The sequence below is a fragment of the Flavonifractor sp. An52 genome, from assembly GCF_002159385.1.
GTDB lineage: Bacteria > Bacillota > Clostridia > Oscillospirales > Oscillospiraceae > Flavonifractor > Flavonifractor avicola.
The window spans coordinates 1-22,107 of the sequence record NZ_NFIB01000012.1 but is presented as its reverse complement, the minus strand read 5'-3'; the positions used below and the strand labels follow the sequence as shown (position 1 = coordinate 22,107).

Here is a 22,107-nt window from a genome sequence, read left to right as displayed (position 1 = left end):
TATAGATTATTATGGACAGGCTATCCCCTGCCCTTTTTGGGGGACGGGCCTTCTTCTTACTACAGGGCGAAAGGAGGGTATACATCAATGAGCATTCCGGCCCGGCTCAAGGCATTCGGCATCTCCAAGGCCTTGGATTATCTGGATCGCGACCCGGATGCCAACCTCCCCAGGCTGATGGAGTGGCTGGACAAATACGCTGGGGAACGGCTCTCTCCTCCCTATCAGGCGTTGTTCCACCAGGTTATGACCGACCCGGACAACAACTGGCACCAGTTGATCCGCAGTATGTATACCGATATTGATAATAGTATCCTGAAAAAGATCTTTGAAAACTTTATCATTCACGGCCACCTGCTGGATTGGCCGGCAAAAAAAGAGTCCGGTCAGCTTGGGCAGTCCGAGGCACCCTGGTCGGTGATCATTGACCCCTCCTTCCCCTGCACCATGGACTGCACCGGCTGCGGCGCCTCCATTTTCGGCGTGCGCCCCTCCATGGAGTTCGACAGTCTGGATGAGGAGCTGGAGGCCCGCAAGGCCAGAGGCTGCCACCTGTTTATTTTCAGCGGCGGCAATCCCCTGGCCCGCCAGGAGGAGATCATTGCTCTGTGCAACAAGCACACCGACTGTGTATTCGCCGTGTTTACACCGCCCACCTCCATTACCCCCTCCCTGTGCGAGGATCTGCTGCGGGTACGCAACCTCTTCCCCGCCATTCAGGTGGATGTGGACCCGCTGGACGCCGAGCGTGCCTCCGTACTGCTGCGGACGCACAGGCTCCCCTTTGGCGTGGCCTGCCGCTGTACGGCGGAAAATGCGGATCGGGTAGCCACTGAGGAGTACTACGATCGGATCATCGGCAGCGGAGCCAAGTTCTGCTGGTTCTTTACCTGCCCCGCTTACGGCGGGCCAACCTCACCCACCCAGGCGCAGCTGCTGGACCTGCACCAGCGGGTCCAGGCTTTCCGGAAAACCAAGCCCCTGCTTACCCTTGATTTCTGGGACGGGCCCAGCCCCTCAGCGGCCCCCCAAGGAGGTTAATGACATGAGTATTGTAAAAGATCCTTCCCTGGCCCCCTCTGGACGCCGCAAAATCAACTGGGTGCGGGACTTCATGCCCGCTCTGGGCGGCATCGAAGCCCGTTTTGAAAAGGAGAAGCCCTTTGCCGGTCTGCGGGTGGCCGTATCCGTCCATCTGGAGGCCAAAACTGCCAATCTGGGCTATGTGCTGGCCAAGGGCGGCGCCGAGGTGCGGCTCACCGGCTCCAACCCCCTGTCCACTCAGGACGACGTAGCCGCCGGTCTGGCCGATATGGGCGTAGAGACCTTCGGCATCCACGGCGCCATGGGGGAGGACTACGAGCATCTGCTCATTGAGACCCTGAAGTTCAAGCCTCATCTCATCATCGATGACGGCGGCGATCTGGTGGATCTGCTGGGCGGCAAGTGCGCCGATCTGGGCGAAAACCTCATCGGCGGCTGCGAAGAGACCACCACCGGCATCCTGCGCCTCAAGGCCCGGGAGCGGGAGGGCATCCTGCCCTGCCCCATGATGGCGGTCAACGACGCCAAGGCCAAGCACTACTATGACAACAAGTACGGCACCGGTCAGTCCGTGTGGGACGCCATTATGCACACCTCCAACCTGGTGGTGGCCGGCAAGACCGTGGTGGTGGCCGGCTACGGCTGGTGCGGCAAGGGCGTGGCCATGCGTGCCAGCGGCATGGGCGCCAACGTGATCGTCACCGAGGTGGACCCCTTCAAGGCACTGGACGCCACCATGAATGGTTTCCGGGTCATGCCCATGGACGAGGCCGCCAAGTACGGCGATATCTTTGTCACCGTCACCGGCTGCAAGGACGTCATCACTCCCCGCCACTTTGCCGTTATGAAGCACAACGCCATCCTCACCAACGCCGGTCACTTCGACTGCGAAGTGGATGTGAAGGGACTGGCCGAAATGGCTGTCAAGCGTGAACTGCGCCGGGACAACATTGAGGGCTTTACCCTGCCTGACGGCCGGGTGCTCAATGTCATCGGCGAGGGCCGCCTGGTCAATCTGGCTGCCGGCAACGGCCACCCCGCCGAGATCATGGATATGTCCTTCTCCGTCCAGGCCCTGGCTCTGGAGTGGCTTCTCAAGCATCAGGACACCCTGGAGAAGAAGCTCTATCAGGTGCCCGCCGAGATCGACGACGAGATCGGCCGGGTCAAGCTGGCCGCCATGGGTTTTGCCATCGACAAGCTCACCCCGGAGCAGGTGGACTACCTCAACGGCTGGAAGGCCTGAGGAAGCAAGTTCTTCTAACTCTATACAAAGCCCGGTTTTTGTCTATTGAAAAAGTGGGAAAAAGTCGATAAAATACCCACAGTCAATTGAATAGCCTTATCGAGAGTGGTGGAGGGAACGGCCCGATGAAGCCCGGCAACCTGCTTTGCTGCAAGGTGCCAAATCCGGCGAGGAAATCGAAAGATGAGGATGGAAGAGCCCCATGCGCTCCGCCGTCCGGCGGAGCGCGTTTTTGCTCCAGCTTAGAAAGGAAGGTAATTACCAATGGCAAACCATCTGTTTACCTCGGAGTCCGTTACCGAGGGTCACCCCGACAAAGTGTGCGACCAGATCTCCGACGCTGTCCTGGACGACATCCTGGCCGCCGACCCCACCGCCCATGTGGCCTGTGAGACCTTCACCACCACCGGCATCGTCACCGTGATGGGCGAGATCACCACCAGCCACTACACCGACATTCCCTCCATTGTCCGCCGCACCGTGCAGCGCATCGGTTACACCGATCCCGCCTACGGCTTTGACTATCGCTCCTGCGCCGTTATGACCGCCATTGACGAGCAGTCCCCCGACATCGCCATGGGCGTCAACCAGTCCTTTGAGCACCAGGAGGGCGGCACCGACGCCGCCGACCTCATCGGCGCCGGTGACCAGGGCATGATGTTCGGCTATGCCTGCGATGAGACCCCCGAGCTGATGCCCGCCCCCATCTCCATGGCCCACAAGCTGTCCCGCCAGCTCACCGATGTGCGCAAGGCCGGCAAGCTGAAGTGGCTCCGCCCCGACGGCAAGAGCCAGGTCACCGTGGAGTACGACGACAACGGCAAGGTGCTCTCCTGCCCCGCCATCGTGGTGTCCACCCAGCACGACCCCGATATCGCTCTGAAGGACCTGCGTGAGGCCGTGGTGGAGGAAATCATCAAGCCCATCATCCCCGCTCAGTACATCACCAAGGACACCAAGTTCTACGTCAACCCCACCGGCCGCTTCGTGGTGGGCGGCCCTGTGGGCGACACCGGCCTCACCGGCCGTAAGATCATCGTGGACACCTACGGCGGTTCCGCTGCCCACGGCGGCGGCTGCTTCTCCGGCAAGGACCCCACCAAGGTGGACCGCTCCGCTGCCTACATGGCCCGCTACATCGCCAAGAACCTGGTGGCTGCCGGCCTGTGCCGCAAGTGCCAGATCGAGCTGGCCTACGCCATCGGCGTGGCTCACCCCGTCAGCGTGCTGGTAGACACCTACGGCACCGGCGTCCTCTCCGAGGAGAAGCTGTCCGCTATCGTCAACGAGTGCTTTGATATGCGTCCGGCCAAGATCATCGAGAAGCTGGACCTGCGCCGTCCCATCTACGAGCAGACTGCCGCTTACGGTCACTTCGGCCGTACCGACATCGATCTGCCCTGGGAGCACACCGACATGGTGGAGAAGCTGAAGAGCTATCTGTAAGCTTTCTAAAAAGACCTGCCGTCCGCATTTTGCGGATGGCAGGTCTTTTTATTTTTTGCACTCTGATTTCCAGCACTTGTCCCATTTTCCAGCTTATGAGATAATACATAAATAAAGCTTCTCATGAAAAGGGGCGATGTGTTCATGGAGCATGACCGGAAGCTGCTGGCCCTTCTGGACCGGGATCCGGAACAGGGCATGGCGGACTTGATCGAAGGGTACAGCGGCCTGCTTTGGTCGGTGTGCCGCACTTATCTTCAAAGTGCCGAAGATATCAAGGAGTGTGTCAACGAGACCTTCTCGGAATTCTACTTACAGAGGGACCACTTTGATCCCAGCAAGGGCACCCTGAAAGGATACCTGGCCGTCATCGCCCGGCGGTGTGCCATACGCCGGCACCAGGAAAATTGCCGTTGGGAACGTTCCTCCTCACCACAGCCGGAGGAAGTAACGGACCCCTTCGCCCATTTGGAACAGCAGGATGAACTGGAGCGGGCCCTGTCGGCGCTGGACCCGGTAGACCAGCAGATCATTCGCCTGAAATATTACGGCGGACTGACGGCCCGTGAGATCGCCGCCTCCCTGGGCCTGCCCTATGAGACGGTGAAAAAGCGGCAGCAGCGCAGTCTGAAAAAGCTGCTGCGGGCGCTGTCCCTGGGTCTGCTGGTGGCCCTCATCCTGGCCGCGCTGGCTGCCTGCGCCTACATGATCCTGCGTCACTTCGGCTTCGTGTCCGGCTACGGCGTTGACTCCGATCCTCAGGCCGGCACCTACATTCTGGAGCAAAGCGCTGTCATTCAGGGTGAGCTGTACGAGATCCATCTGGAGGACGCCTATTGGCAGAACGGCTCCTTTCTGGCCGATCTGAGCCTGTACGGCCAAACCAGTCCCTACCTCACGCCTCTGGATATCTCTCTCAGCGGCCTGGATAACCTCCAGCCCATCTCCATCAGCCAGAACGGGCTGGACGTTCTCGGAGCTTACTCCCTGCGGCTGATCTATGAGGGAGATCTGCCGCAGTCCTCCGCCTCCTCCCTGGAGCTGATTCTGACCCTGGATGGTACCGACCTGCCCATCACCCTGGTGGCCGCGGAGGAAACTGCCCTGGAGCAGGCCGGATTCTACTCGGTGACTGAGGCCGACGGCGGCCTGCTGGCGGTGCCCCGGCTTGAAAATGGGGAGCTGGTGGTCTCCATCCACCCGCTGAACACCGGCCCATTCAACACCTCTCCCTCCCTGACCAAAGGAATCTGGAGCGACTACGGAGGACCTCAGCTGCCTATCACCGTTACCGCGCCGGACGGCACCGTACTGGAGGGCGAGCCTGCCTCTTATTCTACCTTCAATGGCGATACCTATCTGGACTGGTATTTCGGCCCTGCTGAGCCGGGGGATTATGTGCTCAACGTCCCCTATGTCTATCAATATCCAGCCGCCGGTACAGACTCCCCCACGGTACAGCTGTCCCTCTCTGCTTCTGACGGAGCACCGGCCTCCCTCTCCCTGCCCGGCGGTACGCTGACTCTGGATCGCCCCTTCTCCATTGACGACGTCACCGCCTACTGTAGCACCATTTCCCACTCCTATGACGAGGCTGGCTACACCTGGTGGGCTACGGAGGCCACCTGGGAGGGAGAGGACCCGGAGCGTGTCCCGGCAGCCATTCCGGTATTGGAGGACGGGGCCGGCACTGTGATACTGAACAATACGACCTACCACAATGTGGAGGCCGGTCTATGGACAGAGCCGGTCTATGATTCGGACGGGCAATATACCCAGTTCCGAGGCTATGTGGTAGGCACACCGAACGGGCTGGATCAGGCCACCCTCTCTCTGCCTGCGGAAAAACTCTGTTACCGCTGGAACCACCCCTTCACCATTTCCATGACGGTACAGCCGGAACCGGAGCGGCCTTCCTACACCGGCACATCGGGAAACTACAGCCTTACCGCTACGCCCCGCCGGACCGACGGCGCGGTGATTCTTAATTTGTCCCCCGCCTCTTCCGACAAATATATGATTCCCACCAGCACGCTGACCCGCAGCCCATTGACTGCCTTGGGCGCCACGGACGCGCCCATTACCTTGACGGCCGCCGACGGCACCGTATATGAGGGAGAATATCAGCCTGGGCGGCAGAATGACGCCAGTGACTGGAACTTTGGAGACATCCCCGCCGGGGATTACACCCTCCATGTCCCCTACCTCTACCTGACGGCGCCGGAAAGCTGGCATATGGCCATTCCCCTGCCCCAGCAGCAGGGGCAGGTTCTGCCTGTGGGACCGGTCTATACCTGCTTCTCAGGCCGGATCGAGCTGTCATCCATCACCGGGATAGGGACCGACCCGTCCATCCTGGAGCAGTTTGCCGCCGCCGTCATCACTTACCCCTCCGGCGGAATTAACCAGCCCCAGGAGGCCCCTCTGGTATCCCGGCTGGACCTCTCCCTCCACTCCGGCATGGAGGACTATACCCTGGTAGATGTGGGTCTTCAGCTCTTTTTGACCGACGAGGCCTACTTTTCCGGCGCCTGCGAGCGACAATATGTCTTTGAGGAGGGTGAACCCCGGCTGACCAGCCTGCTGCTGCGCCACGCACCCGGCCTCTATGCCACAGACCTTACCTTTACCGATCCTGTCTTACGCTGGAACCACCCCTTCGATATCCCCGTCACCATTCCATAGTACCTCTATCAGATCCGCCTCCTCCCCCATTGGAAGGAGGCGGATTTTTTCCCAATCTTTTGTCCATCTGTCCCCTTTTTCCCTTTTGCCTGCAATTAGTATGTGGAAGGGAGGGACACACTTGGACGATCGACAGCTGCTGGAACTGTTGGATGCTGATCCCATTGCAGGTATGGACCTGCTGTGGAAGCGCTACGGGGAGCCGGTTCGCTTTGCCGCCGCTCAAAAGCTGGATTGCGACGAGGATATTCATATCTGCGTGCAGGATACCTTTTCTGACTTTTATCTGCAAAGAAAGCAGTTCGATCCGGAAAAAGGAAGTCTGCGAGCCTATCTGACGGCCATCTCCGAGCGCAAAGCCATTCGGCGCTGGAGGCAAAATCAGCAGCAATGGCTGGCAGCACAGTCGGCAGACCCACCTGATGATCCCATCGCAGTCTGGGAACAACAGGAGCACTTCCGTCAGGCGCTGGCCCGGCTCCCCGAACTGGACCGTAAGATCTTGCAGCTGAAATACTTTGAAGGACACACCATCAGAGAAATTGCCATTCGCTTGAATATCGACTACGAGCGGGTCAAAAAACGGGCCCAGCGAGCCCTGAAAAAGCTGCCCCAATTTCTGGAGTAAGCCACCCTATCTGAAAAGGAGATCTGACACTATGAAGCGCACAACCGGAAAAGTTTTTGCACTGACAGCGCTGAGCAGCCTGTTTCTGCTGGCCTCCGCCTGCGGGCAGTCCTCCGGCCAGTCCCCCTCCGGCTCCGCCAGTGGATCGGAGCCTGCCGGCGGCAACGCCTCCTACACCGACACCTACGATCCCGACGCCCTGTTCCAGTACGGCATGACCCCCGCCAAGGACAGCGAGACAGGAAAATACGGCTACAAAAATCTCCAGGGGACGTGGGTAATCGAGCCTCAGTATACCTTTGCCCGTGATTTCCAAGTCAACGGCACCGCCTTTGTCCGCACCGGCAGCAACAGCGACGAGTTCCGCCTCATTGACCGGGAGGGCAACTTTGTCTCGGACTATATCTTCATGCGCTTTTTTGACGAGCTGGCCTTCTCCGCCAACGGCATCGCCGTGGGGACGGTGTGTGAGGCCGACGGCACCAAACTGGGCACCGGCTACTTCTACCTGGAGGACGGGGAGATCGTCTTTGAGCCCCGGGAGGAAGAGAGCTTCACCGCCTTTTCCGACGACGGTTACGCCGTGGTGGACAACAAGGCCGTCATCAACGATCAGTTTGAGTATGTCATTGAACCCCAGGAGGACTACTATCTGGTCCAGGTATCCAATGGCATGGTGAGCTTTGATTTCAAGAACACCCCGAAGGGGTACTCTGAGTACGGCTACATGGATGTGGAAGGCAATATCGTCATCCGGGGCCTGAGCTCCCGGGGCGGTCCCTTCGCCGACAACGGCATCGCGGTGGTGGAAAACCAGCTCATCGACAAGAGCGGCAACGTGGTCTTTGATGTAGCCGACAGCCACTATTCCACCATCACCAGCAACTTCAACAACACCGACTGGGTGGAGGTCTCCTCCCACCTCTCCAGCCGGGGCGGTACCGACTTCAACTTCATCAACGCCGAAGGCGAGACCTTCTTCCCCACCGACGCCTACGAGCACTCCCACATGGACGGCTCCCTGGCCATCAAGAACGGGGTCTATGTGGGTCCGGCGCCCGTCCTCAAGGATGATCAGGGCAACATCACCGGCATTGGCGGCACTGAGGACTACGCCACTGTTGCTGTCAATGAGGATATGGAGATCCTGTATGTCCCCTACGACAAGGGTATCCAGGATGTGAGCGCCTATTATTCCGACGGCTATGCCAAGGCGGAAACCCAGGATGAACAACGTGTGATCGTCGATCTGGAAGGCAATATCGTCATGGAATATTGACGCTGTGCCCCCGGAACTGCCTCCCCGCTGCGGCAAATATCAGACAGTTCCTCTTCGTCTGCTGCTTCCATTCCTTTCCCTTCATTCAGCGGAACATTTCGACTGTCTCTTGCCGCCCCGGAAGTTCCGGCCAGAACGTGCGATAAAAACCGGCGGACTGCTGTAACAGCAGTCCGCCGGTTTTTATCGTTCAGTCCTCAGATTACATCCACGCCTCCGGCGGTGGCCCGCCGAAACAGGACAGGAGGGACAATTTTATGGACGGGGGCCGACTCCGCCAGCGGCTTTCCCTGTTTGCGGACCTTGATCTGATCCACCAACAGCTGGACCGCCTCATGGGCCAGCCGGTCCACCTGCTGCCCCACCGTACTGAGCGGAATAATGGCCTCTCTGGACGTGGGCGAGTTATCAAACCCAACGATGCAATACTCCTTGGGCAGATAACCATACCGCCGGATAATCAGGTTCAGCAGGGTGTTGGCCGTAGTATCGTTGGCCATAAACACACCGATTTTCTTGCGGGCGTATTTCTTGTCCCATTCCCTCAGAATGTCCTGCAGGATGGCCTGGTCCTCTTCATAGGACCGGTCCAGCTCCCGCAGAATCACCTCATGAGCCAGACCGTTGGTCTGGCAATAATCCTCAAACCCCCGGATGCGCCCGTAGGCAGGGATGCGGGGATCTGTAGGGGAGTTGATATGGATCAGAATATCACACTGCTGCTCCTCCAGCAGGGCAGCCGCCTGCCGTCCTCCCGCCTCATTGTCGGTATTCACGCTGCACACGAACTGGTCCTCCCGCTCGATGGCCACCACCGGGATCTGAAACTGGGCCAACTCCTGGGAGGAGAGGGTGTGGCTCAATACAATCATGCCCTCGATCTGATAGGAGAGCAGCTCTTTGATGTACCGGCGCTCGCTCTCCTTATTATTGTTGCCGATAAACACCAGGAATTTATAGCCAAAGGTCTCGTAAGTGGCCAGAATCTGGTTGAGCACCTCTGAATAAAAGCGGTGGTAAAACTCAGGGACGATGACGCCGATGAATTCCGTCTTTCCCATGGCCAGAATGCGGGCCACCCGGTTCTCATGGTAATCCAGCTTCTCCAGTGCATCGGAAATGATTTGCTGGCTTTTCTCCGTCAAAGAATCCGGGTCGTTAAAATATCTGGATATGGTTGTCTTGGAAAAATTGGTATATCTGGCAATGTCGTCAAAGGTCACTCTTTTTTTCTCTTCCATATCAAGCCCTTCAATCTGCCGAGGTCATGTACCAATCTGCTTTGGCGCAGACAGAACACACGGCTGGTAAAACCTTGAAGATAAATGCGCGATTTCTTCTCGGAATTGATTGAATTTTATTATAGCAAAGAGAAGAAATGGATGCAATCCCTTGGTCTCGGGGAAGCTGGGTGTAATTGTGCATAATTTCAAGCACTGGAAATGAGGCGGATTTTACAAAAATATTTCCAGCGGGGGAAAAGCATTGACGGAAGCTCATCATAAGGAGTAATATTATTTAAAAATAACCGGTTCCATTACCGGTTACACAACCGGTTTTTATATTCTTTCGTCACCAATTCAAAGAAAAAAAAGAGGAAACAGGAGGAGAGACAATGAAGAAACACGCATTGACCAAATTCATTGCGTTGGGTCTTTCGGCTTCCCTGATGGCTGGAATGCTGTCGGGATGCCGGTTCGGCTTTGCCAGCGATCCGGACGACCCCAACGCGGTGGAAGCGGTGGAGCCCATCGATATGTCGGTGGACACCTTTGAGTACGACCCGTCCCTGAGCGGCACCAACATCACCCTGCTCAACTCCAAGGCCGAGATCCAGACCGCTCTGGTGGAAATGGCAGCGGCCTTCGAGGAAAAGTCCGGTGTACACGTGGAAGTCATGCCCGTCACTGACGGCGACTCCCCCTATACCAAAGTAGTCAGCCTGTACAACTCTGGTAATCCCCCCACGCTGTCCATTTTGGACACCACTGACGTCATCGCCCTGGCTGAGGAAAAGGCGGCTGACCTGTCCGACCAGCCCTGGATCGCCGAGGCAGAGGGCTATACCACTGAAATCAACGGCAAAGTGTACAGCTTCCCGCTCTGTATTGAGGGCCGCGGCATCATCTACCACAAGGAAGTCATCGAGGAGACTCTGGGCGAGCCCTTTGATCCCACCACCATCCGGACCCAGGACGACTTTGTGGCCCTGCTGGACCGGCTGGTGGAAGCCGGCATGGAGCACCCCATCTCCCTGGCTATGGAGGACTGGTCCCTGGGCGCCCATCACCTGCAGTACATCTATGAGACCTACGACGGCACCTCTGACGGCGCCGCGGAGTGTATCAACCTCATTAAGGACGGTCAGCTGGATCTGACCACCTATGACCGTATGTCCCAGTTCCTGGATATGTTTGATATCCTGAAGAAGTACAATGTGGCCTATCGTGACCCTCTGGGCGCCGACTATGACGAGATGGCCATCGACCTGGCCGACGGCAAGACTGCTTTCTGGTTCAACGGCAACTGGGCCTGGCCCAACCTGGCCGAGGCCGACGCCGAGGAGGACGATGAGTACGGCTTCCTGCCCTACTTCATGAACAATGACCCCGACGATTTCGCTAACCAGCAGATCCAGGCCTCTCCCTCCAAGCAGGTCATGCTGGACGGGGTCGTGGCCACGGAGCAGGAGCAGGCTGCGGCTAAGGAGTTTTTGAACTGGATCGTGTTCAGCGAGATCGGCCAGCAGATGCTGGTGAAAACCTGTAAGATCATCCCTCCCTTCCAGAACAACCCCTATGAGCCTTCCGATCCCCTGAGCCGGGACATTTACAGCCGGGTGCATGAGGGTGCCGCCTTCAACGCGTCCGCCATTGTCCCCAACGACCACTGGTCCGTCCTGGGCGCGGCCATGCAGAAGTATCTGGCCGACAGAAGCGACCGGGCGGAGCTGATCGATTCCATCGTGGCCTATTGGGACGAGCAGCAATAAGGAGGAGCTAGGATGAAAAGAAAAAGCGGAGGAAAAGATTTTTGCGGATTTGCCCTGCCCGGCCTGTTCTGTTTCGCGGCAGTGGTAATCATCCCCTTTATCTACGGCATTTATCTGACCCTGACCGACTGGAACGGCGTCTCCGATACAAAGAACTTCATCGGCGGAGCCAACTTCCTCAGTGTACTTAAGGACAGCCAGTTCTGGTCCTCCCTGCTGCTGACCTTCAAATATGTGGTGGTCGTGGTAGTGGTGGTCAACATTCTGGCCTTTGCCATCGCCTACCTGCTGACCCGCGGCTTTAAGGGTCAGAACTTCTTCCGGGCCGGCTTCTTTACTCCCAACCTGATCGGCGGCCTGGTGCTGGGCTATATCTGGCAGTTCGTATTCTCCCGTGTGTTCGTGGGCATCGGCGAGGCCACCGGCTGGGAGCTCTTCGGTGCCTCCTGGCTGTCTGACCCCACCCTGGCCTTTGTGGCCCTGGTGTTCGTCTCCGTTTGGCAGCTGTCCGGCTATATGATCCTCATTTATGTGGCCGGCTTCATGGGCCTGAACAAGGACGTGATGGAGGCCGCCAGCATCGACGGCGCCACCGGCTGGACCAAGCTGCGTCACATCATCCTGCCCCTGATGATGTCCTCTATCACCATCTGCCTGTTCCTGACTCTGTCCCGTGCCTTCATGGTGTACGATGTGAACCTGTCCCTGACTGCCGGCGCTCCCTACGGCACCACCGAGATGGCCGCCATGCACGTCTACGAAAAGGCCTTTACCTCCCGTCAGTTCGGCGTGGGCCAGGCTGAGGCCCTGATCCTGTTTGTGATCGTGGCTATCATCAGCGGTATTCAGGTGTACCTGACCAAGAAACGTGAGGTGGATGCATAATGAATAATTCGACCATCGGCGGCACCAAGCGCAAGGTAGCCAATGCGCTGGCCATGACCGGCATGATCATCATCTTCATCGCCTATATGTTCCCCTTCATTATGGTGGTCATCAACTCTCTGAAGGAAAAGCGGGATATCATCACCGATCCCTTCTCCTGGCTGTTTACCATCAAGGGTCTGTCCTTCGACAACTTCGTGAAGGCCTTTACCCAGATGGACTTCCTCAACGCGTTTAAAAACTCCCTGATCGTGACGGTGTCGGCCACCGTGCTGGTCACTCTGCTGTCCTCCATGCTGGCTTACTACATTGTCCGCCGCAACAACATCATCTCCAAGATTGCCTTTGCTCTGATGGTGGCCTCCATGATCATCCCCTTCCAGGCCATCATGATTCCCCTGGTGAGCATCTACGGCGGCACCCTCAACGTGCTCAACCACCGCATCACCCTGATCTTCATGCACACCGGCTTCTCCATGGCCATGTCGGTGTTCATGTTCCACGGCTTTATCAAGGGCAATATCCCCATCGCCCTGGAGGAAGCGGCCTACATCGACGGCTGCACCCACCGGCAGACCTTCTTCAAGATCGTCTTCCCCCTGCTCAAGCCCATCATCGCCACCATGGTGATCCTCAACTCCCTGGCTTTCTGGAACGACTACCTGTTGCCCTCCCTGGTGCTGACCGACAAGGAGCTGCTCACTCTGCCCCTGTCCACCTATAGCTTCTACGGTACCTATTCCGCCGACTACGGCACAATTATGGCCGGTCTGCTGCTGTGCGTCATCCCCATCCTCATCCTCTATGTGATTCTCCAGAAGCAGATCATCGGCGGCGTTGTTTCCGGCGCAGTCAAATAATGAACCAATCAAATTCTACCACAAGGGTCTCTTGCCCTTGTGGTAGAATTTCGGTTATACTGCTTTCAGCATTGCCCCCAGGGGCTACAGGGAAAGGAGAAAAAGCACACCCATGCGGAAAGACACCCTGCATTTGAAATCGCCGGGAAACTGGATCAACGATCCCAACGGCTTTATCTATTATCGAGGTGAGTACCACCTTTTTTACCAACACTTCCCCTACGCCCCCCGCTGGGGTACCATGCACTGGGGCCATGCGGTGAGCCGCGACCTGGTCCATTGGGAGCACCTGGGGGTAGCCCTCTATCCCACCAAGAGCTACGATCAGAACGGCGTTTTTTCGGGCAGCGCCCTGGAACGGGACGGAAAGCTGTACCTGTATTACTCCGCCGTGCGCTACCTCCAGCAGAACGAGGAGGATATCCACATTCCCCCCAACGACGCATTTGTGACCAGTCAGGCCATGGTAATTTCCGACGACGGGCGCACCTTTGACAACATGGGAGCCAAGCGCCAGATCATCCCGGTACTGACCGACGAATCCATCGGTGACCCCAAGGACACCAGGGACCCCAAGGTGTGGGAAAAGGATGGGCTCTATTACATGATTCTGGGCAGCACCTTCCGCAAGGAACAGGGCAAGGCTCTCTTTTACCGCAGCCGGGACGCTCTGCACTGGGACTATGTGAACCAGTACTCCTCCCCGGAGTTCCGCACCATGCTGGAGTGCCCCGATCTGGTCCGGCTGGGGGAGGAATTTGTGCTCCTGGGCTCCCCCATGGGCGTCACCGAGCCGGAGCTCGAATACGCTCATCATGCCATGTGGGGACTGGCGGACTTCGACCACCGGACCTGCACCCTGGCCCTCAAGGGGCCGATGCAGTTTGTAGATTATGGTCTGGATCTCTATGCCCCCCAGACCGCTGTGGATCAGGAGGGCCGTCGGGTGCTCATCGCCTGGATGCGGATGCCCCAGGCGGCAGAGGACCCTGGGGACGGCCGGGGCCCCTGGAATGGCATGATGAGCCTGCCCCGGGTGCTGGAGCTGCGGCAGGGTCAGGTTTGCTTTGTCCCCCACCCCAATGTGGAAGGGCTTTTCCGTCCTGTGGACGGCAACTGGGACCAAGCGGTGCGGAACCGTCCCTTCCGGCTGAAAACCACCCTCCGGTCCGGGGACGTGCTGGACGTGTGCGGCTACCGGATTGCGCTGGAGGACGGCCGGATTGTCACCGACCGCAGCCAGGTATTCCCCCATCTGCCCAACTATCGGACCACCGCCCAGACTCCGGCGCTGGACGAGGATTGCTGCCGGCTGGATGTATTTGTAGACGATCATCTGATCGAGATATTTGTGGATGGCGGCCGTTATGTGGTCAGCCATGTGGTCTACGGCCTGAAGGACCGGCTGGAAGGTCCGGTGGAGCAGCTGCTTACCCTCAGGGAGGACGGCTGAGGACCTATTTCAAGGAGAAAGGGAAGGATTGTCCATGATGGATATTACCGCCATTGGCGAAGTATTGATCGACCTGACCCAGACTGGGGTCAATGAGCAAAAGGTACCGCTGTTTGCCGCCAATCCCGGTGGCGCACCTGCCAACGTAGCAGTTGCTGCCGCCCGGCTGGGGGCCAATACCGCGTTTATCGGAAAGGTGGGCCAGGACGGATTCGGCGCCTACCTGACCCGGGTACTGACTGAGAACCAGGTAGACGTGTCTGGCCTGCGGACCGACGATGCTGCCACCACCATGGCTGTGGTGGCCGTGTCCGACACCGGCGAGCGCTCCTTCCGCTTTGTGCGGGGGGCAGACTGCAACCTGAAGCCGGAAGAGGTGGACACTGGGCTGATCGCCAGAAGCAAAGTGCTCCACTTTGGCTCGGTGAGCCTGACCGCCGGTCCCGCCCGGGAGACCACCCTCTTTGCCGCACAGAGAGCCCGGGAGGCCGGTGTGCTGGTAAGCTATGATCCCAACTACAGAGACGCCCTGTGGAGCAGCCAGGAAGAGGCGGTAGCGTGGATGAAGAAGCCCCTGCCCCTGGTGGACGTGCTCAAGCTGTCCGACGAGGAGCTGCCCCTCATCACCGGCACCGACGCCCCCGAAGAGGGAACCCATCGGCTGGAGGCCGAGGGCATCCGTCTGATCCTTGTGACCCTGGGCGACAAGGGCGCCTTTTACCGCTGGCAGGGCAAGACCGGCTTGGTGCCCGGCGTAGCCACCACTGTGGCCGATACCAACGGCGCCGGGGACACCTTCCTGGGCGCAGTGCTCAGCCGTCTGGTACGCCGGGGCGAAAAGCCCCTGGAGGGCCTGACTACCCCGGAACTGGAAGCCATCCTTGCCTTTGCCAACCGGGCGGCCTCCAAGACCTGCTCCCGCAGCGGAGCCATTCCCGCCATGCCCACCATGGCGGAGCTGGAGGAAGGAGACAACGCCCATGAAGCGTAAGCAGACCAAGGAATCCGCCCCGACCACTGCCGGACAGACCGACCGGCTGATCCAGCAGGCGGCGGAGACAACCGCCCCCAAGGCGTCCAAACCCAAAAAGAAAACTAAGGCGGCAGCGCCCCTGACCCCCGCCCAGGTGGGGATCGGAGAAGATTCCTCCGTCTTTGAGCACCGTCTGGCCCGGCACTACGATGAATTGAAGTGGCTCTACTGCGAGCTGTACCACGGCGATTTGGGCGCCTTTGACTACTTCACCCAGATGCTCCGCCGGAGCTGGGAGGACCGCAAGGCGGACCTGCGGGTGCAGGACGCCCAGCGGGAAGCCGATCCCAACTGGTACCGCCGCCGGGAGCTGCTGGGCATGATGCTCTACACCAACGCCTTTGCCGGTACCCTCAACGGGGTGGCCGAGAAGCTGCCCTATCTGAAGGAGTGCGGGGTGAACTATCTCCATCTGATGCCCCTGCTGGAAAGCCCCAAGGGCCGCAGCGACGGCGGCTACGCTGTCTCCAACTTCCGGAAGGTGCAGCCCGAGCTGGGCACCATGGCCGACCTGGAGCATCTGGCGGATTCCTGCCGGAAGGACGGCATCAGCCTCTGTCTGGATTTCGTCATGAATCACACCAGCGAGGACCACGAGTGGGCCAAAAAGGCCCGGGCAGGCGAGCCCGGCTACCGGGAGCGCTACTTCTTCTACGACAGCTGGGATATCCCCCAGGAGTTTGAGAAGACCGTGCCCCAGGTCTTCCCCACCACGGCCCCCGGCAGCTTCACCTGGCTGGACGACTGCAAGCAGGTGGTCATGACCAACTTCTATCCCTACCAGTGGGATCTGAACTACGCCAATCCCATGGTGTTCAACGACATGACCGAGAATCTGCTCTACCTGGCCAACCGTGGTATCGACGTGATCCGGCTGGACGCGGTGCCCTACATCTGGAAGCAGCTGGGCACCGACTGCCGCAATCTGCCCCAGGTCCACACCCTGGTACGGATGATGCGCATGGTGTGCGAGATCGTCTGCCCCAGCGTGCTGCTGCTGGGCGAGGTAGTGATGGAGCCGGCCAAGGTGGCCCCCTACTTCGGCAGCACCGACAAACCGGAATGCCATATGCTCTACAACGTGACCACCATGGCCACCACCTGGCACACCCTGGCCACCGCCGATGTGTCCCTGCTGCGCCACCAGGTGGACGCGGTGTGCGCCCTGCCCCGGGACTTTCTCTTCCTCAACTATCTGCGCTGCCACGACGACATCGGCTGGGGCCTGGACTACCCCTGGCTGAAGGAGCACTTCGGCACCGACGAGGTTGCCCACAAGAAATATCTCAATGATTTCTTTACCGGTAAGCTGCCCGGCAGCAACAGCCGGGGCGAGCTCTACAACGACGATCCCCGGCTGGGTGACGCCCGGCTGTGCGGCACCACAGCCTCCCTGTGCGGAGTGGAGGCCGCCGACTATGAGCGTGACCCCTTCAAGCTGGAGCGGGCAATCTCCTGCGACCTGATGCTCCACGCCTGGATGCTCACCCAGAGCGGCATCCCCGTGCTGTACAGCGGGGACGAAGTGGGGCAGCTCAACGATTACTCCTACCACCACGACGGCGAGAAGTGGGACGACAGCCGCTACATCCACCGGGGCGACTTCCAGTGGGACCTGGCCAAGATGCGCCACGATCCCACCACCCGCCAGGGCAAGCAGTTCATCGGCCTGCGCCGGCTGGAGGAGCTGCGGGCAGCAGAGCCCGCCTTCGACGCCCGGGCGGAGATGTGGACCTTTGACACCGGGGACAGCCGGGTGCTGGGCATCGGCCGGTGGTACCAGGGCCGCAAGCTCATCGCCTTCTTCAATTTCAGCCAGGAATTTGTCACCGTCTCCAACGCTGACCAGGGTCCCTTTGAGGAGCTGATCTACGGCGGGACCTTTGATGATCTCAGGCAGGTAAAGCTCTACCCCTACGGCTTTGCCTGGTACCTGCACACGGAGGAGTGATTGGTCATGAACAAAGCATGGTGGAAAGAGAGCGTTATCTATCAGATCTATCCCCGCAGCTTCTGTGACTCCAACGGCGACGGGATCGGCGACCTGCCCGGCATCACCAGCAAACTGGACTACATCAAGGAGCTGGGCGCCAATGTGATCTGGCTCTCCCCCGTCTACCGCTCTCCCAACGACGACAATGGCTACGACATCAGCGACTATCAGGCCATTATGGAGGAGTTCGGCACCATGGCCGACTTTGACCGCCTGCTGGCCGAGGCCCACGCCCGGGGAATCAAGATCGTTATGGATCTGGTGGTCAACCACACCTCTGACGAGCACGCCTGGTTTGTGGAGAGCCGCCAGTCCCGCGACAACGCCAAGCGGGATTTCTACATCTGGCGGGAGGGCAAGGCGGGTAAAGAGCCCAACAACTGGGGCTCCGCCTTCTCCGGCTCCGCCTGGACCTATGATGACGCCACCGATATGTACTACCTCCACTGCTTTTCCCCCAAGCAGCCCGACCTGAACTGGGATAATCCAGCGGTGCGTAACGCCGTCTTTGACATGATGACCTGGTGGTGCGACAAGGGTATCGACGGTTTCCGCATGGACGTGATCTCCATGATCTCCAAGCGGGAGGGTCTGCCCGATATGCCCACCGGCGGCGCCCCCTACGCCTCCTGCAATCTGGGCTGCTGCAACGGCCCCCACGTCCACGAGTATTTGCAGGAGATGCGCCGGAAGGTACTCTCCAAGTATGACCTGCTCACCGTGGGTGAGTGCGCCGGTGTAACCATCGACCAGGCCAAGCAGTACGCCAACGCCCAGGGCACCGAGCTGAACATGGTATTCCAGTTCGAGCACGTGGACCTGGACGGCGGCGACGCGGTCACCGGCAAATGGAGTACCCGAAAGATCGATCTGGTAGCCCTCAAGAAGCTGCTGTCCCGGTGGCAGAACGAGCTGGAGGACGTGGCCTGGAACAGCCTCTACTTCTGCAATCACGATCAGCCCCGCATCGTCTCCCGGCTGGGAGACGACTCCCCCCGGTATCGGGAACTGTCGGCCAAGTGCATCGCCACCTGCCTCCACCTGATGCAGGGCACCCCCTACGTCTATCAGGGGGAGGAGCTGGGCATGACCAACGTGCCCTTTGGGCCCATTGAGAACTACCGGGACCTGGAGTCCATCAACGCCTACCATGATCTCACCGCCCGGGGCGTCTTCCAGCCGGAGGAGCTGCTGGAGGCCATCGCCTACAAGAGCCGGGACAACGCCCGTACCCCCTTCCAGTGGGACGACTCCCCCAACGCCGGCTTTACCATCGGAGAGCCCTGGATCATGGTCAATCCCAACTACCGGGAAATCAACGCCAAGGAACAGCTGGATCGGGCGGACTCTGTGTTCCACTATTACCAGAAGCTCATTGCCCTGCGCCGCAATTCCCCGGACAGCGAACTCATCGTGTACGGCAGCTACCAGCTGATCCTGCCGGACCATCCCCAGCTGTTTGCCTACCTGCGCACCCTGGATGGCAAGACCCTGCTCACCGTATGCAACCTGTCCGGCCAGCCGGCAGCCTTCGCCCTGCCGGAGGAGCTGGCGGACCGGAAGAGCCGTCTGCTCGTCGCCAACTGGGCGGAGGCCCCCGCCGCCGTTCCCGGCGCGCTGGAGTTCCGGCACTGGCAGGCTGCCGCCTGGGTTCTGGAGTAACATATAAAAAGAGGATCTGCTGCGTTATGCAGCAGATCCTCTTTTTTTTACACCTGTTTGATCTGATACTGTACCGCCTGGCACTCGTCCAGGAACGGGAGGGCCAGCCCGGCATACATCAGCTCGTCGCCGCCGTACACCTTGCCATCCACCAGATAGTCCTTGTTCGGGTCCAGTCCCTTCATACGCAGCAGGGGGCGCACCGGATTGGCGTGGCGCTGGGTCTGGACCACACTGACCACAGCCCGCTCCTGATCGGGAGAGACGTGCATCCAGGCACAGAAGCACTCATGCTGGAAGGGGTCGGTGAGGCGGTAATAGTCCCCCCGCATCACCACATCCCAGTAGGACCGGAAGGCGTCGATCTGGACCGCCACCTCCTCCAGTTCCTCCTGAGACAGCTCATTCAGGTCCAGCTCATAGCCGAAGGTACCGGCAGCGGCCACCACGCCCCGGGTATGGAGGGGAGTGGACCGGTGGGTCAGGCCGTTGGGTACAGCGGACACATGGGCACCCATGGTACAGCAGGGGTAGCAGTAGGAGGTACCGTACTGGATACGCAGCCGGTCCATGGCGTCAGTGTTGTCGGAGCACCAGATCTGGGGGGTATAGTAGAGCATCCCGCAGTCGAACCGGCCGCCACCGCCGGAGCAACCCTCAATGAGCAGATTGGGGAACTCCTGATGGAGGGCCTCCAGGATCTCATATACGCCCAGCACAAAGCGGTGGTACACCTCGCCCTGGCGCTCAGCGGGCAGACCAGCGCTCCACACATCGGTGAGGCTGCGGTTCATGTCCCACTTGACATAGGAGATGTCAGCGCTCTTGAGCATGGTCCGCAGATTGTCCAGAATATACTGCCGCACCTCGGCACGGGTGAGGTCCAGCACCAGCTGGTACCGGCCCCGGGTGACAGGACGGCCGGGGGCCTGGAAGGCCCAGTCAGGGTGAGCCCGATAGAGGTTGGAATTCTCATTGACCATCTCCGGCTCCACCCAGATGCCGAACTTCATACCCAGGCCCTTGATGCGCTCCGCCAGAGGGGCCAGTCCGCCGGGCAGCTTCTCCTGGTTGACGTTCCAGTCCCCCAGTCCGCCAAAATCGTCGTTGCGCTGGCCGAACCAGCCGTCGTCCATGACCATCATTTCCACGCCTACCTTGCTGGCAGCCTGGGCAATGGAATAGATCTTGTCCGCGTCAAAATCGAAGAGGGTGGCCTCCCAGTTGTTGATGAGGATGGGACGGCGGGCGTCCTTCCAGGGACCCCGGCACAGATTGAGGCGGATGGCCCGGTGGAACAGGCGGCTCATATGGCCCAGGCCCTGCCGGGTGAACACCATAGCGGCCTCTGGCGTGGTGAAGGTCTCGCCGGGCGCCAGCTGCCAGCAGAAGTGGAACGGATGGATCCCCATGGTCATCCGGGTCTCATGGAACTGGGTGTGCTCCACCGAAGCCTGGAAATTACCGGAGTACACCAGGGCCATGGCCCAGCAGCGGCCGGTATCCTCGGTAGTATCCGGATCGCACAGTACCAGGAAGGGGTTCTGCTGGTGGCTGGAGGAACCACGGACGCTGCCCGCGGTGTGGACACCCTGGGTCAGGGCAGTCCGTACCGGCTCGCGCTCCCGGGCATAGGCACCGCCCAGGGTAATGAAATCGTGATTGCCAACGGGGAAATCCAGGCAGGCGGAGGTTACCCGGGTCAGCCGGATGGGGGCGGCCCCGTTATTACGCACCCGGACGGCCCGGGTGATCATATCGTACTCCTCCAGAACGCCATACAGCAGCTCCACCGTCAGGCCGCTGCACTTGTCCTGGAGCTCCACGGTCAGCGTCTGGGCGGTCACACCCTCACCGTAGAAGGCGGGCAAACCCTCCAGCGCATACTTGCCCTCGGCAACCGTGTGGTTGATGTAGCGCAGGTCCACAATGTGGCTGCCATCCGCCAGGTCGGCCTCCAGGGCAGGCTGCCGGAAGTCACCCACACCGCTGGAAGAATACTCCTGGGGCTGAGTATCCAGCGACCAAGTGCGATCCATCCCTACCTCGTCCGGGTTGGGAGAGAAACCCCGGTCCTCGGGGCAAATCAGCCGGGAAAGATCTCCCTTTCGCAGTTTCTCACCATAATAGGTGTGAAGCAGCACGCCGGTGGCATCGATCTTCATCTGATAGCTGGTGCTGCGGGTGTGCAGCGTGATGGTACGGCGTTGAGGATCATATTGAATCATACGGTTTCATCCTTTAACAGAAAGAGTAGAGCATGGCAAAAATCAGGGAAACAGCGGTCCCCATATCGCCCCTGCTTAACGGACCATATTATATCACATTGCAGGCTGCGTTTCATCTGCTTTGTCGGATTCTTCTGCCAGATTTCCATTTTACCTCCATATCGCATTATAAAAGCCGGCAAAGCATTGCGATGCAATGCTTTGCCGGCTTTGTTGGCTCATTCCCACTCGCTCCTTTCAGAAGTTTTCTAAACAGATTTGTTTATGAGATTTAGTTCAGATTATTGGTATTCTTTTCATTATTCAGATAGTAAGGGCTATCTGATTTTTTGTTGCCATTGTGTTGCCACGGATGCAGGTCATAGTTACTATAACCCATCATCTCATTTTACCTCGCCAGCTTAGCGCTGTTTTACAAGATCATATCCTGCGGCATCGTTTTCACTCTTGTCGTATGCATTGTTAATATATTTAGTAGGATTCAGATGCCTCTATCCCCAAAAATCCTATTTTCACAGGTCTACATTACCGCTCATCCCGGTTATACCGCCGCGTTTGACTGCGTTTCTGCTCTTTTTCCGCCTGTTCCTGCCGCTTAACAGCGGCCACCGTTTCGGCTACCCGCTCCGGCCCATAGGCCCGGCACAGCCGGTCATAGTCTCTGGCGGTTTCC

The 22,107-nt window shown here is 59.2% G+C and carries 15 protein-coding genes and 1 riboswitch; of the genes, 13 read left to right on the top strand and 2 right to left on the bottom strand.

Going from position 1 to position 22,107, the window contains the following annotated elements; genetic code table 11:
- The first annotated feature begins 87 nt into the window (after positions 1–87).
- The 6 genes from B5G06_RS06390 (at position 88) to B5G06_RS06365 (ending at position 8,328) form a co-directional block, all read left to right on the top strand.
- Positions 88–1,041 (top strand): radical SAM protein, encoded by a 954-nt coding sequence (locus tag B5G06_RS06390; protein WP_087188263.1) that lies wholly within the window; start codon positions 88–90, stop codon positions 1,039–1,041.
- Positions 1,042–1,045: 4 nt separating this feature from the next.
- Positions 1,046–2,290, top strand: coding sequence for an adenosylhomocysteinase (locus B5G06_RS06385; RefSeq protein WP_087188262.1), 1,245 nt, complete (start codon positions 1,046–1,048; stop codon positions 2,288–2,290).
- A gap of 93 nt (positions 2,291–2,383) precedes the next feature.
- Positions 2,384–2,480, top strand: a riboswitch (SAM riboswitch).
- A gap of 74 nt (positions 2,481–2,554) precedes the next feature.
- Positions 2,555–3,736 (top strand): methionine adenosyltransferase, encoded by a 1,182-nt coding sequence (metK, locus tag B5G06_RS06380; protein WP_087188261.1) that lies wholly within the window; start codon positions 2,555–2,557, stop codon positions 3,734–3,736.
- Positions 3,737–3,880: 144 nt separating this feature from the next.
- Positions 3,881–6,421 carry an RNA polymerase sigma factor gene (locus tag B5G06_RS06375; RefSeq protein ID WP_158094669.1) on the top strand — a complete coding sequence of 847 codons (2,541 nt, stop codon included), beginning with the start codon at positions 3,881–3,883 and terminating at the stop codon, positions 6,419–6,421.
- Positions 6,422–6,542: 121 nt separating this feature from the next.
- Entirely contained in the window at positions 6,543–7,049 is a 507-nt protein-coding gene (locus B5G06_RS06370; protein WP_158094668.1) for an RNA polymerase sigma factor, read from the top strand.
- 31 nt (positions 7,050–7,080) lie between these two features.
- Positions 7,081–8,328 carry a WG repeat-containing protein gene (locus B5G06_RS06365; RefSeq protein WP_087188258.1) on the top strand — a complete coding sequence of 416 codons (1,248 nt, stop codon included), beginning with the start codon at positions 7,081–7,083 and terminating at the stop codon, positions 8,326–8,328.
- Positions 8,329–8,525: 197 nt separating this feature from the next.
- Here the strand turns inward: B5G06_RS06365 and B5G06_RS06360 are convergent, their stop codons facing one another.
- Positions 8,526–9,569 carry a LacI family DNA-binding transcriptional regulator gene (locus B5G06_RS06360; RefSeq protein ID WP_087188257.1) on the bottom strand — a complete coding sequence of 348 codons (1,044 nt, stop codon included), beginning with the start codon at positions 9,567–9,569 and terminating at the stop codon, positions 8,526–8,528.
- Positions 9,570–9,943: 374 nt separating this feature from the next.
- Here B5G06_RS06360 and B5G06_RS06355 point away from each other — a divergent pair, with 374 nt between their 5' ends.
- The 7 genes from B5G06_RS06355 to B5G06_RS06325 all read left to right on the top strand — a co-directional run bounded on the left by B5G06_RS06355 (position 9,944) and on the right by B5G06_RS06325 (position 19,206).
- Positions 9,944–11,320 carry an ABC transporter substrate-binding protein gene (locus tag B5G06_RS06355; RefSeq protein ID WP_087188256.1) on the top strand — a complete coding sequence of 459 codons (1,377 nt, stop codon included), beginning with the start codon at positions 9,944–9,946 and terminating at the stop codon, positions 11,318–11,320.
- 12 nt (positions 11,321–11,332) lie between these two features.
- Positions 11,333–12,205 carry a carbohydrate ABC transporter permease gene (locus B5G06_RS06350; protein ID WP_087188255.1) on the top strand — a complete coding sequence of 291 codons (873 nt, stop codon included), beginning with the start codon at positions 11,333–11,335 and terminating at the stop codon, positions 12,203–12,205.
- Positions 12,205–13,065: a carbohydrate ABC transporter permease gene (locus tag B5G06_RS06345; protein ID WP_087188254.1), complete on the top strand. Its 861-nt coding sequence runs from the start codon at positions 12,205–12,207 to the stop codon at positions 13,063–13,065. Before B5G06_RS06350 ends, B5G06_RS06345 begins: the two co-directional genes overlap by 1 nt.
- 112 nt (positions 13,066–13,177) lie before the next feature.
- Complete coding sequence (locus B5G06_RS06340; protein ID WP_087188253.1) at positions 13,178–14,518, top strand: glycoside hydrolase family 32 protein; 1,341 nt, start codon at positions 13,178–13,180, stop codon at positions 14,516–14,518.
- Positions 14,519–14,552: 34 nt separating this feature from the next.
- Positions 14,553–15,509, top strand: a complete 957-nt coding sequence (locus B5G06_RS06335; protein ID WP_242955378.1) for a carbohydrate kinase family protein — start codon at positions 14,553–14,555, stop codon at positions 15,507–15,509.
- Positions 15,499–17,502, top strand: a complete 2,004-nt coding sequence (locus tag B5G06_RS06330) for an alpha-amylase family protein (RefSeq protein WP_087188252.1) — start codon at positions 15,499–15,501, stop codon at positions 17,500–17,502. Before B5G06_RS06335 ends, B5G06_RS06330 begins: the two co-directional genes overlap by 11 nt.
- A gap of 6 nt (positions 17,503–17,508) precedes the next feature.
- Complete coding sequence (locus B5G06_RS06325) at positions 17,509–19,206, top strand: glycoside hydrolase family 13 protein (RefSeq protein WP_087188251.1); 1,698 nt, start codon at positions 17,509–17,511, stop codon at positions 19,204–19,206.
- A gap of 47 nt (positions 19,207–19,253) precedes the next feature.
- Here B5G06_RS06325 and B5G06_RS06320 read toward each other — a convergent pair whose 3' ends face one another.
- Complete coding sequence (locus B5G06_RS06320) at positions 19,254–21,434, bottom strand: alpha-galactosidase (RefSeq protein WP_087188250.1); 2,181 nt, start codon at positions 21,432–21,434, stop codon at positions 19,254–19,256.
- Positions 21,435–22,107: the final 673 nt, after the last annotated feature.